This window comes from Myxococcales bacterium (assembly GCA_016712525.1).
In the GTDB taxonomy this organism is placed as follows: domain Bacteria; phylum Myxococcota_A; class Polyangia; order Polyangiales; family Polyangiaceae; genus JAAFHV01.
In genome coordinates, this window is the sequence record JADJQX010000008.1 from 395,579 (window position 1) to 408,664 (window position 13,086).

Sequence of the window (13,086 nt, forward strand, 5' to 3'; positions counted from 1 at the left end):
ACAGATTGGCCTCGAGCAAGAGGCCGCTCAGGGTGGGGGCAGCGCCGAGGCCAAGGGTTTCCCCTCGCCGTCGCCGCGGGAGGGCGTGGGATCGGTCGCCGGGACGTAGAGCACGACGCTCTCGCCTTCGCGGAGAGGCTCGTCTTTGGCGCGACGGTTGATGCGCTCCATGAGCTTCGCGGTGACGCCGTGCCGTTTGCCGATCGCCTCGAGCGTCTCGCCCGCCTTCGCCGAGACGACGATCCGCTTGCGCCCCTTCTCCTCGAAGTGAGCGAAGAACGCCTCGCTGCCCGAGACCACCACGTCCACGTCCGACTCGGCCAGCGTGCGCGCGCGCTCGAGCACCTTCGGATCCCGGACGAAGACCTGGAGGGTCATGCCCTCGAGGAGGCGCGCGCGGAGATCGATCGCGTTCCACCGGCGGAGCTCGTCGAGCGCGACGCCGAAGGTCTCGGCGAGCTTGTCGACCGTGTCGCCCGCCTTGACCCTGTAGAATACACGCGTCCGATCGGGATAGACGAACACGTCCGCGGGCACCACGACCACGGGGCGCTCGGGTCGCTTCGTAACATCTCGTTTCGTATCCGTTTTTTGGCCGTCGTCCCCCTTGGGGACGAGGAGGACGGTGCCGCCGTGCAGCACCTCGCCGGGGGCGATCGCGTTCAGCTCGACGAGCTTCGACGTCTGGACCCTGTGGCTCTCGGCGATGTCGGAGATCGACTCGCCCACCTTCACGACGTAGCGGTCGGCGGGCTCTCCCTTGCCTTGGGCCTTCGCGAGCTTCTCGGCGCACTCGGGGCCTTTGCCGGCGGGCACACGCACGACGTAGAGGCTCCCTGGCTCACCGGGTGGGGTGCGTTGCGCGCGGAGCTCGGGGTTCAGCACCTCGACCTCCTTGGGCTTGACGCCCGCGGCCTGCGCGACGCTCGAGAGAGGAGTCCCCGAGGGTACTCGCACCTCGTCGGCCGCGATCGGCGGATCGACGACCACCTGCGCGAAGCCGAACTTGGCGAGGTTCTTCGAGACGATCGCGCACGAGAGGATCTTCGGCACGTAGAGGGTCGTCTCCCACGGGAGCGAGCCTTCGAGCTTGGAGAGCGCGAAGTAGTCGTTCGTGTTGTACTTTTTGACGACCTGCGTGATGCCGCCGTACCCCATGTTGTACGCGGCCATGGCGAGCTCCCAGCTCCCGAAGCGGCGGTAGAGATCGGCGAGGAAGTCGGCGGCCGCCTCGGTCGCAGACTGGACGTGGATGCGCTGGTCGGCCCAGCGATCTTGCGAGAGGCCGTAGACCTTGCCCGTCTCGGGCATGAACTGCCACATGCCGAGCGCGCCCACGGGAGAGCGCGCGGTGGGCTCGAAGCCGCTCTCGACCATGGCGAGCCACACGAGATCCTCCGGGACGCCCTTCTTCGCGAACGTCTTTCGGATGGCTTCACGGTAGCGCCCGGAGCGCTTCAGCCAATGGGCGAACATGGCGTGCCCGCGCGGATCGTTCTTCCAGAACTCGAGGTACCGCACGAGGCGCGCGTCCCACCGGACGGGCAGGTCGGGCATCTCGAGGCCTTCGAGCCACGTGAGGTCGCGCCCTGGCTCGCGCGGCGGCTCGGCCGGCGTCTCGGGGACGTTCCCCGAAGCGTGCGGGCGGGGAGGATCCCCTTCGCGCGGCATCGGGCTCGGCGTCGTGCTCGGCCACGTGCTCCCGAGCGGAGGCATGGCCGGCGGGAAGAGCTCGCGCTCCGCTTCTTGAAGGGCCGAAAGCTCCGGGGTCTCGGCGCCGAGCGAGGCCTCGTCGAAGGTCGGCCCTCCGGCGACGTGACGACGCCCCTTCGGATCCGCCTTTCGCTGAGGCGAGACCTTCCCCGCGACCTTCGGAGGTGCAGCGGGCTTCGGCGGCGAGGTCGGCTTCGTCTGCGCCGCGGGCTTGGGCGCGGCCTTCGGCGTGGGCGCGGGCGGAGAGGGCGCGGGCTTCGGCGTGGGCGCGGACGGAGAGGGCGCTTGCGGCTTCGGCGCTTGCGGCGACGGCAGCGGGAGCGGCGCGGGCGAGCCAGGCTTCGACTCGGGCTTCGTCGGCCCCGCTTTGGCCGGCTCGGACCACGCGGCCGGCGAAGCGCCGAGGGTGGTCATGACGAGCCCGAGCGCAAAGAACCGTCGCATGCCCACCTCCTCGCACTCGACCGGCAGGAGGTCAACCTTTCGGCGCCGTCCGCCGGCCGACCGCGCTCCCGGTCGAGGCCCCACCGAGCGAGCATGAGATCATCTCACAGATCCATGATTTCATTCATAAATATGACACGCGCCGCGCCCCGCGAAGAGGGCCGTTCCGAGCGTCACCCGTGCTAAAGGCGTCCCATGGCGGAGCGCTTCGGTCTCGACGGCTACTTCCTGCGAAAGCTCGCGATGCTCGGCGCGTCCAAGGGGCCCGAGTGGTTCCTCCGGTACACTCCGCCGGTCATCGGGCTCGCCGCGATGGCGCTCGTCCCCTCGGCGCGGCGGGCCGTCGTGCGAAACCTCCGGATGGCTCACGGAGAGCGAGCGACCGCGCTCGAGGCCGTCGACGTCGCGCGGACCTTCGGGAGCTACGCGGCATCCTTGGCCGAGGCCCTCGCGGCAGGCTCGAAGAACCAAGTCGACTTCCAGAGCCACAGCGTGGACGGCAAAGAGAACATGTACGCCGCGCTCGAGATGGGCAAAGGCGTGGTCGTCGCGAGCCTCCACTCGGGCGGGTGGGACGTGCTCGGCTCGCTCTTCGCCGATCGTGTGAAGACCCCTTTCACCATCGTCATGGAGCCCGAGCGTGACGCGGGCGCGCGGCGCTTCCACGACGAGCTGCGAGAGCGCGCGGGGGTCAAGGTCGCCCACGCCGGGGACGACCCGCTCGCGGCCCTCCCTCTCCTCCGCGACCTCAAAGACAAGGGGATCGTCGCGCTTTTGTGCGATCGCACGCCCCCCGGCATGAAGACCTTCGACGTCTCGCTCTTCGACCGACCGGGCAAGATCCCTCAGGGGCCGTTCCGCCTCGCGCAGCTCTCGGGGGCGCCGGTCGTCCCGCTCTTCTGCGCGCGCTCCGGCTTTCGCAGCTACCACGTGGTCGTGCGCCCGCCGATCGTGGTCCCGAGGCGCGCGACCCCCGAAGAGCTCGACGCAGCCGCGCAGGCGGTCGCCTCGGCCATGACCGACTTCGTGCGCGCCTACCCGACGCAGTGGTTCCACTTCGCGAGCGACGGCTGACCCGCCGAGGTCAGTGTTTCATCGTCACGGAGCGGGCCGGCGCCACCTGACCGGCCGTGGGCGCGTGGACACCGCGGGCCTCGACGAACTCCACGTCGGCGGGTTTGTCGCAGTCTCCCGCGCACGCGACCGCGCCGGGCGAGCTCGGCTTCGCGGCGACCGCGTCGGGGGTCGCGTCTCCCGCGGGCAAAGCGGGGAGCTTGGACTCGTCGAACCCCGCGGGAACACGATAGATTTCGGTGGTCGGCGGGTAGAAGTCGGTCGAGTCCTCGACCTTCTTGGTGCCGTCGGCGTACACGATCTGCCGAGTGCGCTTGATGCGGTAGCCCTTGATGCCGTGCTGCTTCACGACGACGCGGTTCGAGGGCAAGGTCGAGTCCTCGACCACCTTCCGCGTGTAAGGGAGCGTGGCCACCACGTCGCGACCGAAGGTGACCTTGACCGGCTTGGTCTTGCCGAGGAGCTCGACCCGCAGCGTGTTGCCCGAGGTCTTCGTGTGGACGACCACCGGGAACGGATGAGGGTTTCGGACCTTGAGGTCGACGGCGGGGTAGACCACGGTCGAGTCGAGCCCCATCGTGATGTAGTGGCTCGGGCGCGAGTGGGGCAGCCGCTCGAGCACCTCGAGACCACCGAAGAACACGGCCGCGTGAAAGGTGGAGGCGACCTGGCACGTGCCGCCGCCGACCCCTTCGACCATCTCGCCCTTGAAGATCTCCCAGCTCTTCTGGAAGCCGTTCGCCTCACTGCGGTCCCCGACCACCTCGTTGAAGCTGACGAGCTGGCCCGGCGAAAGGATGAGGCCGTCGAGCTTGCCGGCGGCGACGTCGATGTTCCGTCCGCGGCGGGCCTGCTCTCCGCCTCGCGAGAAATGGGTCTCGAACTCGCTCACGACGGCGGACACGTCGAGCGAGTCGACGAAGGCCGTCGACACCCGAGGAGGGACCGCCACCGTGACGAGCGGCGCGGAGTCCACCGTGTTCGTGTACCCCGCGGAGGCGAGCGCCTCGACCCGCGCGAGCGTACCGTCGACGTCGATGTAGGCGCCGTCTTTCCCTGGGATCGTGGCGTGGGCGTCGAGGTCGAGCTTCGCGGCGACGGGCGCGCGGTCGAGCTCCGCCTTGAGCGCTTCGAGCTTCGCGAGCCCGACCTCGCGCTTCACGTCGAGCGCGAGGGGAACGTCGACCTCACCCCGCTCGGCCTTGCGGGTGGCCGTGACACGCTCGACGAGCGAGCCCTCTTTGCCGGCGCGCGAGAGGATCGCGAGGGTGCGCTTCTCGTCGACCGTGATGCCGAGCTCGGCGAACGAGACCGACGCGACCTCGTTCGCCCCGAAGACGAGCGAAACCCGACGCGCCTCGAACGCGGCCTTCCGCGCGGCGACCTCGGCGCTGCCGTCTCCGCCTCGCGGGACCACGGCGCCTGCGACCCGAGTGCCCGGGAGGACCGGCGCGTCCGGCAAGAGCCGCGGGCGCGCGACGGCCGCGGACGCGCCGGACGCGAGCAGAACGAACGAGACCACGAGGAGGCGTGCGGGGGTGGGAGTGCGCATGTCCGATGGGGAGAACGCTCGAGACCGAGCGACCGCGTCCCGGGATCGCGGAGGGACGCGGCCCGCACTATGACGCGAAATCCGGCCCACGACCGCATTTTGGCCGAACTGAGCAGACGTTCATCTCACACCGGGCGCGCTCGGCGCGAGCCTTGCGGTATGCTCGGCGCACGCTCGGCCCCCGCCGGGCGACGACGGAGCCGCGAGTGAAGAGGTGCCCCCGCTGCCATCTGCCGTTCGAGAACGCACTGACGACGTGCGTCTTCGACGGGAGCACGCTCGAGCGGATCCCCGACCCGCGCATCGGCACGACGATCGCCGACCGCTACCTCGTCGGGCAGGTCATCGGCGAGGGTGGGATGGCCACCGTGTACGAGGCCACGAACAAGGTCACCGGCAAGACCGTGGCCGTCAAGGTGATGAACCCGCTGCTCGCGAGCGATCCGGTCGTGCGCGAGCGGTTCCGGCGCGAGGCGAAGAACGCCCAGAAGCTCACGCACCCGAACATCATCGAGATCTTCGACCAAGGCGACACGGAGGACGGGACGGCCTTCATCGCCATGGAGCGTCTGCACGGCGCCCCCCTCTCGGCGACGATCGGGGCTCGCACCATGACGCTCCGGCGCGCGCTCCACATCATGGTGCAGTGCGCACGAGGCATCGCCCGCGCCCACGACCTCGACGTCATCCACCGCGACATCAAGCCCGACAACATCTTCCTCTGCCACCGCGAGGACGGGAGCGACCTCGTCAAGCTGCTCGATTTCGGCATCGCGCGCTCGCGCCACGACAGCCGCCTCACGGGCCAGGGAGAGCTCTTCGGCACGCCGCAGTACATGGCCCCGGAGCGCATCAAGAGCTCCGACACGGGCCCGTCCGCCGATCTCTACGCGTTCGGCGTCGTCTTCTACGAGCTGCTCACCGGCGAGCTCCCGTTCGACGCCCCCGACATCGCCACGTTCTTCGTCAAACACCTGCGCGACATCCCCGGGAAGCCGAGCGCGAAGAACCCCGAGGTGCCCGAGGAGCTCGACGCGCTCGTGCTCTCGATGCTGGCCAAGGAGCCCGACCAGCGCCCGGTCGACGGCCACCGTATCCAATCGATTTTGCTCGGCATTTTGGAGAAGCTCGCGCTCGATGCGCCCCCCTCCCCGGAGACGCTCAGCGAGAGCTCGGGGCCACGCATCACCCTCGAGCCGGCGAGCCCCGACGTGTGGAAGCGCCGCACGAGCCTGTGCGACGAGATGCTCGCCCTCGCCTACGGCCAGAAGGAGGCCGCTCCGTCGGAGCTCCTGGACGTGCTCGCCAACATCCACGAGCTCGTCGCCCGCCACGACTACGCGAAGGCCGCGCACGCCGACGCACGCCACGCCGTCGAGGACGCCGAGCAGCGGGGCCGCGACAAACGCCTCCAGCTCGGCTTCGCCGTCGACCAGCTCGGCCAAGACGCCTCCCGGGCCAAGGAGGAGTCACGCGCGGCCGCGGCCCTCGTGGTCGCAGCGCGCGCGGCCGACGCCGAGCTCCCGAAGGCCCTCCCCGCCCTCCAGAAGGAGCTCCTCTTCTGGGAGGGGCGCTGCGCCTTCCGCGAGCCCTCCGCCGACCTCGCCGCCGCGTACGAGGCCCTCGGCAAGACGATCCGCGACTGGCTCGAGTCGCGCGCGAACGTCGCGGTGCTCGAGGCGGCGACGGCCGGGAAGGAGGCCCGTGTGTCCGACATCGACTTCCAGATCCGGGAGCTCCGCGCCGCGCTGGCTCGCGCCGAACAAGAGGCCGAGGACGAACGCGCGCGGGAAGAGGCGCGGGCGCGCGAGCTCGAGGCGACACGGGAGCTCGTCGAGCGCGAGCTTCAGGCCGAGATGCAGAAGTTTTGCCTCCCGCTCAAACAGCGCCAGGAGCTTCGCCCGCTCTTCCGCGAGCTCGAAGGCGGCGAAGGGGCCCACGCGTGAGCCTCCCTCCCGAGCTCGCCGCGCTCGTCGAGTCGGCCCGGACGGTCGAGCGACGCCCGAGGCTCGAAGGGCCGGTCTCGGTGCTCTACGGAGGCGCCCACCTCTTCCGCGCAGGCTCCTTCGAGAAGCTCGGCGCCCTCGCCCGCGCGACGTTCGCCGACGTCGTGCGCGACGAGAGCGACGTGTGTGCGATCGTCGGCGAAGGTGCGCTTCCTCACGCGGCCGCCATCCGCCGGAGGGTCGAGAAGAAGCTCGCCGAGGCGCCCCTCGAGGACGTCCGCGTCGACTTCGAGGACGGCTACGGCCTCCGGTCGGACGACGAAGAGGACGCGGACGCGACGCGCGTGGGCGCGGTGCTCGCGAGCCGCCCGGCCGCGGCTCCGCGCTGGGTGGGAGTGCGCGTGCGAGCGTTCGAGCGCGCGACCGCCGAGCGCGCCGCGCGGACCCTCGTGCGTGTCGCCCGCGAGCTCGATCGCGCCTCGCTTCCCGAGCGGTTCGTGGTCACGCTCCCGAAGGTGCGCGGACCGGAGGACGTGGCGAGGTTCACGAGGCTCCTCCTTTGGATCGAACGGGACCGTGGGCTCCGTGAGGGGAGCCTCGGGCTCGAGCTCATGATCGAGCTGCCGAGCGCGCTCGTCGCGCGGGGAGGCCTCGCGCTCGGCGCCCTCCTCGACGCGGGAGAGGGCCGCGTCACGTCGGTGCACCTCGGCGCCTACGATTTGCTCTCCGCCTGCGACGTCGCCGCCTCGTTCCAGTCTCTCGCCCACCCCCTCTGCGACCTCGCGCGTGGCCTCATGGTGCTCGGCGCGGAAGGCCGCGTGCGGGTCGCAGACGGCGCGACGACGCGCCTCCCCCTGCCCGTCCATCGCGGCGCGCTCGACCCCGGTCAGGTCGAAGAGAACCGCGTCGCCGTTCGCGACGCGCTGCGCGCTCACGCGGCGAACGTCAGGGCCGCCCTCTCGACGGGCATCCACCAAGGGTGGGATCTGCATCCGGCGCAGCTCGTCGGCCGCTACCTCGCCCTCGCGGCGCACTACGAGGCGAACCTCCACAGGTCCGCCGAGCGCCTCGCCGCCTTCGTCGATCAAGCGGCGAGGGCCCGCGCCTCGGGCCAGACGTTCGACGACGCGGCTACCGCGGAGGGGCTCCTCGCGTTCTTCGCGCAGGGGCTCGCGAGCACCCTCCTCTCCGAGAGTGATCTCGCCCCCACGGGGATCTCGGCGAGCGACCTTTCGACGCTCGACTTCGCGCGCCTCGTCGCAAAATACGGCGCGCGCGGCTGACCGCTCGACCTCAGCTCCCTCGGTACGTCGAGTAGCCGAACGGGCTCACGAGGAGCGGCACGTGGTAGTGGGACTCTGGCTCGCGAATCTGGAACACCACCGAGACCTCCGGGTAGAAACACTCCATGCCTTGGAGGTGGAAGTAGGCGGAGGTGTCGAACGTGATGCGGTAGGTCGCCACCTCGAGCTTGCCCTCGGGCACGAGATCACGAATCCGGCCGTCGGCGTCGGTCACCCCGGCCCCCTCCTTCTCCCAGCGGCCGTCACCTCGTTTCTCTAGCAATACCGGCACGTTAGCAGCAGGTTTGCCGAACGTCGTGTCGAGGATGTGGGTCGATACGGAACGCATGGTGGTCTCCCTTTCTCGGGGCGCTCAGCGGCGCCCGAGGACGAGCTTCTCGAGGCGAAGCTCCGTGATCTTTCGTTGTTCGTCGGCCGCGATCGTGAGCTCTTCGTCCGGGCCGTTGCCGAGACGCCCACGGAGGATCGCGAGGAGCTCGTCGGCCGAGCGGCCCGTCGCGCACACGATGTAGATGCGACCGAACTTCTCTCGGTAGGCGGCGTTTCCCTTCGCGAGCTCGGCGAGGGTAGACGCCTCGGCCGAGCCGACCTTCGACTGTTCGCCGCGGCTCCACGTGGCGCTCGTGGCGGTCTGAGGTCCCTCCGCCTTCTTGCCGCCGATCTCGGGGTGCGCGCGGAAGGCCTCGTCCCAGTCGGCCGGAGAGAGTCCGCGCCACACCCGAAGCGCCTCGGCGATCATGGCCTCGAGAGAGGCGAACGGTCGGGCGAGCGCCATCGTCCGCGCGAAGACCTGCGAGCCGCAGCAGTGGAGGAACGCCCGCTCCGCGTCGCCCGCAGGGAGGGTGTTCACGTAGCGCACACCGTGGGCTTCGGCGCCGTCGGGGGACAGCGTGCCGAAGAGGCGGAGGCGACCCACGCCTCCGTCGGGCCAGACGCGCAGGCGAACGTGGGTTCCCGGGGCGTGAGGGCGGAGCTCGTCCTCGATCTCGTGGACGGTGTCACCGAGGAGCCTCGTGCGCGGGAGGATCTCGACGAAGTCGGTGTCTCCGAGCGACGCCACGTCCCGACCTCGCGCGTCGGCGATCTCGAGCGTGACGCTCTCGGGCGCGCTGCCGCGAAAGGGCGCCGTGTCGACGACGACGCGATGGAGGGCACCGCGACCGGCGAGCTCGACGAGCACGGAGTCGGGCCCGCCATCGCGACGGCGAGGTGTCTCCCACCCGTCGCTTCGGTCGAGCGCGCGCCCGGGGAGGACGAGACGACGGGCCGCGTCCACGGTCGTCCCCGTGCACGCGACGACTCGACCCCCGCGCTCGACCGCCCCGAGGTCGCTCTCGGGGCGCGCGAGCACACGAGGGCTCGGGAGCACCTCGCCGTGCACACGCAGCCTCGCCACGCCGCCACCCGGAAAGGTGCGGAGCCGGACGTGGGTGACCCTCACGTTCGCCGTGACCTCGAGCACGTTCTCCGCGCCGGCGGTGAGGGCGACGCGTGGCACGAGCTCGGTCCACACGAGGTCCTCCGAGAGGAGAGCGGCCACGTCGGGGTGACCGGGCAACGCGACACCTTCGAGGCTGCACTCTTCGGGGTGCTCCCCCTCGAAGAACGACGTGTCGACGACGACCGCCCGCACCCGGCCCGGCATGCCGAGGCGAACGATCGCGGCGTCGTGACCGGGACCTCGGCGCCGCCTCGGCTCCCACCCGTCCCTCGCGGAGGCCCCACGCGCGACGGGCGCGGTGACCACGAGCATGCCGTCGGCCCTCGCGGAGGTCTCGTCCGTCACGTGGAGAACGGCGCCCCCGGTTCGGGCGGCGGCGAGGTCGGGGTAGTCGCGATGGTCGGCCATGGTCGTCTCGTCTCTCGTCCGAGGTCGCGCGCTCGCGGGCCGGGCGCGGAGCCCATGCGTCGCGGCTGCCGAACGTCGAAGCGGTGGGCCGGGCATTTTCGGTGGCCGCGCTCGCGAGGGTCAAGGGCGAACGCGGAATTCGCCGTCGACGCGAGCTCGCCCCTACGCCCGCGCTCGCCAAGCGCGCGCCTTTCTGCCACAACGTCGGGCGTGAGCTTCGCCGAGACCCTCGCCTCCCTGTCGCCCGCGGCCGCCCTCTCGAGAGAGGGTAACATCCTGAAAGATTTGTGGAATTTCGCGAGCAAGGTCCCCGGCGGCAAGCGGCTCTTTTCACGCGCGATCGGCATGGCCGCGCCCTACACGGGCACGATCCCGTTCGAGGTGCGGAGGCTCGAGCCGGGGAGCTCCGAGTGTGTCCTCTTCGACAAACCCCACGCGCGAAACCACCTCCGCTGCATCCACGCCGTGGCCCTCGTGAACTTCGCCGAGGTCACCGGGAACGTCGCGCTCGCGTATGGCCTCCCCGACGACGCTCGCTTCATCGTGGCCGGCCTGTCCATCGAGTACCTCAAGAAGGCACGCGGGACGATCACGGGTCGCTGCACCATGCCGCCCATCACGTCCTCCGAGCGCCGCGAGTACGAGGTCCCCGTCGAGATGAGCAACGAGGCCGGCGAGGTGGTCGCCACGGCGACGCTCCGGACCCTCGTGGGGCCCAAATCCCGCGGGTAGCTCGCGCTCACACCTCGCGGCGCACGGCGACGAACGACTCGTGGATCGCGACGCCTACGTCGCTGCACGACCGCTGAAGCTCGTCGAGCCACACGTGGAGCCCCCGGGAGAGCACCTCGCCTACGTCGGTGCGCTCGACACGCGTCACGAGCGCGGTGAGGCGATCCTCGGCGGTCGACGCGCTCGTCCCGAGCGGACGCCCCGTGATCGCGTGGAGCGAGCGCTCCCCCTTGCGCAGGCAGTACCTCACGCTCCGCGGGAATTTCTGATCGAACAGGAGGAACGACACCACCTGGGACGGCATGATCTGGCCGTGCCGCTTGCGGTACATCTCGAGACCCGAGGCCGATCGCAGGAGCGCGCCCCACGAGATGTCGTCGTAGGGGGCCCCCATCGCGGTAGGGTCGGGCGTGAGGAGCTTGTGCTTCACGTCGAGGATGCGGCTCGTCATGTCGGCCCGCTCGAGCAGGCGCCCGAGCCTCGCGAAATGCCACGCCTCGTTGTGGGTCATCGTGAGGTACGTGATGCCCACGAAGAGCTGCGACGCCTTCTTCACCGAGTCGAGGAAGTCGAAAGGCGACTGTGCCGCGGCCGGATCGCGCGACGCCTCGACGGCCATGAGGTACGTCTCGTTCACCTGCTCCCACATCTCCGACGAGATGATCTCGCGGACGGTGCGGGCGTTCTCGCGGGCGCACGCGAGCGACGACACGACCGAGCCCTGCGCCTTCGGGTCGAACGCGAGGAAGCGCAGGACGCTCTCTTTCGTCGCCTGTCCGTAGCGCGAGGCGAACGTCGTGTGGTCGCCGAGGGTGCGAACGAGAGCCTCCCAGTCGATCTCGCTCTCGTCGGGGCCGTCGAGCGTGAGCAGGTGGTTCACGCCGATCACACGCGCCGTGTTCTCGGCCCGCTCGAAGTACCGGCTCATCCAGTAGACGGCGTCGGCGACGCGGCTCAGCATCGGCCTTCCTCGCGCGGCGAGACGTCGGCGCCCGATCGGTCGGGCGGCGCGCCGAGCACCCACGTGTCCTTGCTGCCCCCGCCCTGCGACGAGTTCACGACGAGCGAGCCTTCGACGAGCGCCACGCGCGTGAGGCCACCGGGCAACACCCACACGTCGTCTCCGTAGAGCGCGTAAGGGCGCAGGTCGACGTGCCGCCCACAGAGACTGTCGCCTACCAGCGTGGGGACGCGCGAGAGCCCGATCACCGGCTGCGCGACGTAGTTTCGCCCGTTCGCGAGGATCGCCGCGCGCACGTCCTCGAGCTGCTTCTTCGTGGCCTTGGGGCCCACCACGATCCCGTACCCGCCCGACTCGTTGACCGGCTTCACCACCATCTCGGCGAGGTTCGCGAGGACGTGCTCTCGCTCGCTCGGCACGTCGCACGAGAACGTGGGAACGTTCGGCAAGACCGGGTCCTCGCCGAGGTAATACTTAATCATTTCAGGAACATACATATACACCGCTTTGTCGTCCGCCACGCCGTTGCCCACGGCGTTCGCGAGCCCCACTCGGCCCGTGCGGTACACCTCGAAGAGGCCGGGCACGCCGAGCAGGCTGTCTTTGCGGAACACCTCCGGGTCGAGGAAGTCGTCGTCGATGCGTCGATAGAGGACGTCGACGCGCTCGTAGCCGCGGGTCGTGCGCATGCACACGTTCCCCTGGTGCACGACGAGGTCGCGCCCCTCGACGAGCTCGATGCCCATCTGCTGCGCGAGGAACGCGTGCTCGAAGTACGCCGAGTTGTACGCGCCCGGGGTGAGCAAGGCGACCGTGGGGGACGACGACGGCGAGAGGTGCCGGAGCGTCGCGAGGAGACGCGAGGGGTACTCGTCCACCGGGAGCACCTTCGAGGCCGACAAGACCCCGGGGAAGACCCGCTTCATGAGCCTGCGATTCTCGAGCACGTAGCTCACGCCCGACGGGCAGCGGAGGTTGTCCTCGAGCACGTACATTTGGCCGTCGCGGTCGCGGACGAGGTCCGTGCCGACGACGTGGCAATAGATGCCGCGCGGGGGCACGACGCCCTGGCACTGCGGGAGGTAGCCCTTCGCCGACAGCACGAGCGCCTCGGGCACGAGGCCCGCCTTCACGATGCGACGCTCTCCGTACACGTCCCCGACGAACGCGTTCAGGGCCAAGATGCGCTGCCGGAGCCCCCGCTCGATGACGGAGAAATCCGAGCTTTGGACGATGCGCGGGACGACGTCGAACGGGAAGATGCGCTCGGTGCCGCCGTCGGCGCCGTACACGTTGAACGTGATGCCCTTCTGGAGGAGATCCCGCTCGGCCACGCTCTGCCTGCGACGGAGCTCCTCGGGGCGGAGCCTCTCGAGCTCGCTCGTGATGGGGGCGCTCCCGGGGCGCGGGCTCCCGGGCGACGCGAACATCTCGTCGTAGAAACCACCGGTGTCGTAGAAGGAGAGGTCCACGGTTTCCCCCGTCTTGGGTTTTCCGACGATCACGCCGGG

10 protein-coding genes are annotated in these 13,086 nt (G+C 70.1%); 4 read left to right on the top strand and 6 right to left on the bottom strand.

The genetic code is table 11. The features are described from left to right. Positions 1-27: 27 nt before the first annotated feature. Entirely contained in the window at positions 28-2,157 is a 2,130-nt protein-coding gene (locus IPK71_31085; protein MBK8218197.1) for a transglycosylase SLT domain-containing protein, read from the bottom strand. 195 nt (positions 2,158-2,352) lie between these two features. Between IPK71_31085 and IPK71_31090 the strand changes: the two genes are divergently transcribed. Beyond that, the gene (locus IPK71_31090) at positions 2,353-3,231 is read left to right on the top strand and encodes a lysophospholipid acyltransferase family protein (GenBank protein MBK8218198.1); all 879 of its coding nucleotides are present in this window, start codon (positions 2,353-2,355) and stop codon (positions 3,229-3,231) included. Between the two features lie 10 nt (positions 3,232-3,241). Here IPK71_31090 and IPK71_31095 read toward each other — a convergent pair whose 3' ends face one another. Next, positions 3,242-4,783: a VanW family protein gene (locus tag IPK71_31095; protein MBK8218199.1), complete on the bottom strand. Its 1,542-nt coding sequence runs from the start codon at positions 4,781-4,783 to the stop codon at positions 3,242-3,244. A gap of 206 nt (positions 4,784-4,989) precedes the next feature. Here IPK71_31095 and IPK71_31100 point away from each other — a divergent pair, with 206 nt between their 5' ends. Continuing rightward, positions 4,990-6,729 (top strand): serine/threonine protein kinase, encoded by a 1,740-nt coding sequence (locus IPK71_31100; GenBank protein ID MBK8218200.1) that lies wholly within the window; start codon positions 4,990-4,992, stop codon positions 6,727-6,729. After that, positions 6,726-8,012, top strand: a complete 1,287-nt coding sequence (locus IPK71_31105) for a phosphoenolpyruvate kinase (protein ID MBK8218201.1) — start codon at positions 6,726-6,728, stop codon at positions 8,010-8,012. Before IPK71_31100 ends, IPK71_31105 begins: the two co-directional genes overlap by 4 nt. 10 nt (positions 8,013-8,022) lie before the next feature. Here IPK71_31105 and uraH read toward each other — a convergent pair whose 3' ends face one another. After that, positions 8,023-8,361, bottom strand: a complete 339-nt coding sequence (gene uraH / locus IPK71_31110; protein ID MBK8218202.1) for a hydroxyisourate hydrolase — start codon at positions 8,359-8,361, stop codon at positions 8,023-8,025. A 24-nt stretch (positions 8,362-8,385) separates the two neighbouring features. Next, a complete protein-coding gene (alc, locus tag IPK71_31115) occupies positions 8,386-9,882 on the bottom strand; it encodes an allantoicase (GenBank protein MBK8218203.1) in 1,497 nt (498 codons plus the stop codon). 54 nt (positions 9,883-9,936) lie between these two features. Here alc and IPK71_31120 point away from each other — a divergent pair, with 54 nt between their 5' ends. After that, positions 9,937-10,614: a DUF4442 domain-containing protein gene (locus IPK71_31120; protein ID MBK8218204.1), complete on the top strand. Its 678-nt coding sequence runs from the start codon at positions 9,937-9,939 to the stop codon at positions 10,612-10,614. A gap of 7 nt (positions 10,615-10,621) precedes the next feature. Here the strand turns inward: IPK71_31120 and IPK71_31125 are convergent, their stop codons facing one another. Next, positions 10,622-11,575: an alpha-E domain-containing protein gene (locus IPK71_31125; protein ID MBK8218205.1), complete on the bottom strand. Its 954-nt coding sequence runs from the start codon at positions 11,573-11,575 to the stop codon at positions 10,622-10,624. Then, positions 11,569-13,005 (bottom strand): circularly permuted type 2 ATP-grasp protein, encoded by a 1,437-nt coding sequence (locus tag IPK71_31130; protein MBK8218206.1) that lies wholly within the window; start codon positions 13,003-13,005, stop codon positions 11,569-11,571. Before IPK71_31130 ends, IPK71_31125 begins: the two co-directional genes overlap by 7 nt. Between the last annotated feature and the right edge of the window lie 81 nt (positions 13,006-13,086).

Coding starts and splice junctions, on each gene's coding strand:
- IPK71_31090 (MBK8218198.1), top strand. CDS start 2,353: ATGGCGGAGCGCTTCGGTCTCGACGGCTACTTCCTGCGAAAGCTCGCG.
- IPK71_31120 (MBK8218204.1), top strand. CDS start 9,937: ATGCGTCGCGGCTGCCGAACGTCGAAGCGGTGGGCCGGGCATTTTCGG.
- uraH (MBK8218202.1), bottom strand. CDS start 8,361: ATGCGTTCCGTATCGACCCACATCCTCGACACGACGTTCGGCAAACCT.
- IPK71_31130 (MBK8218206.1), bottom strand. CDS start 13,005: ATGTTCGCGTCGCCCGGGAGCCCGCGCCCCGGGAGCGCCCCCATCACG.
- alc (MBK8218203.1), bottom strand. CDS start 9,882: ATGGCCGACCATCGCGACTACCCCGACCTCGCCGCCGCCCGAACCGGG.
- IPK71_31095 (MBK8218199.1), bottom strand. CDS start 4,783: ATGCGCACTCCCACCCCCGCACGCCTCCTCGTGGTCTCGTTCGTTCTG.
- IPK71_31125 (MBK8218205.1), bottom strand. CDS start 11,575: ATGCTGAGCCGCGTCGCCGACGCCGTCTACTGGATGAGCCGGTACTTC.
- IPK71_31085 (MBK8218197.1), bottom strand. CDS start 2,157: ATGCGACGGTTCTTTGCGCTCGGGCTCGTCATGACCACCCTCGGCGCT.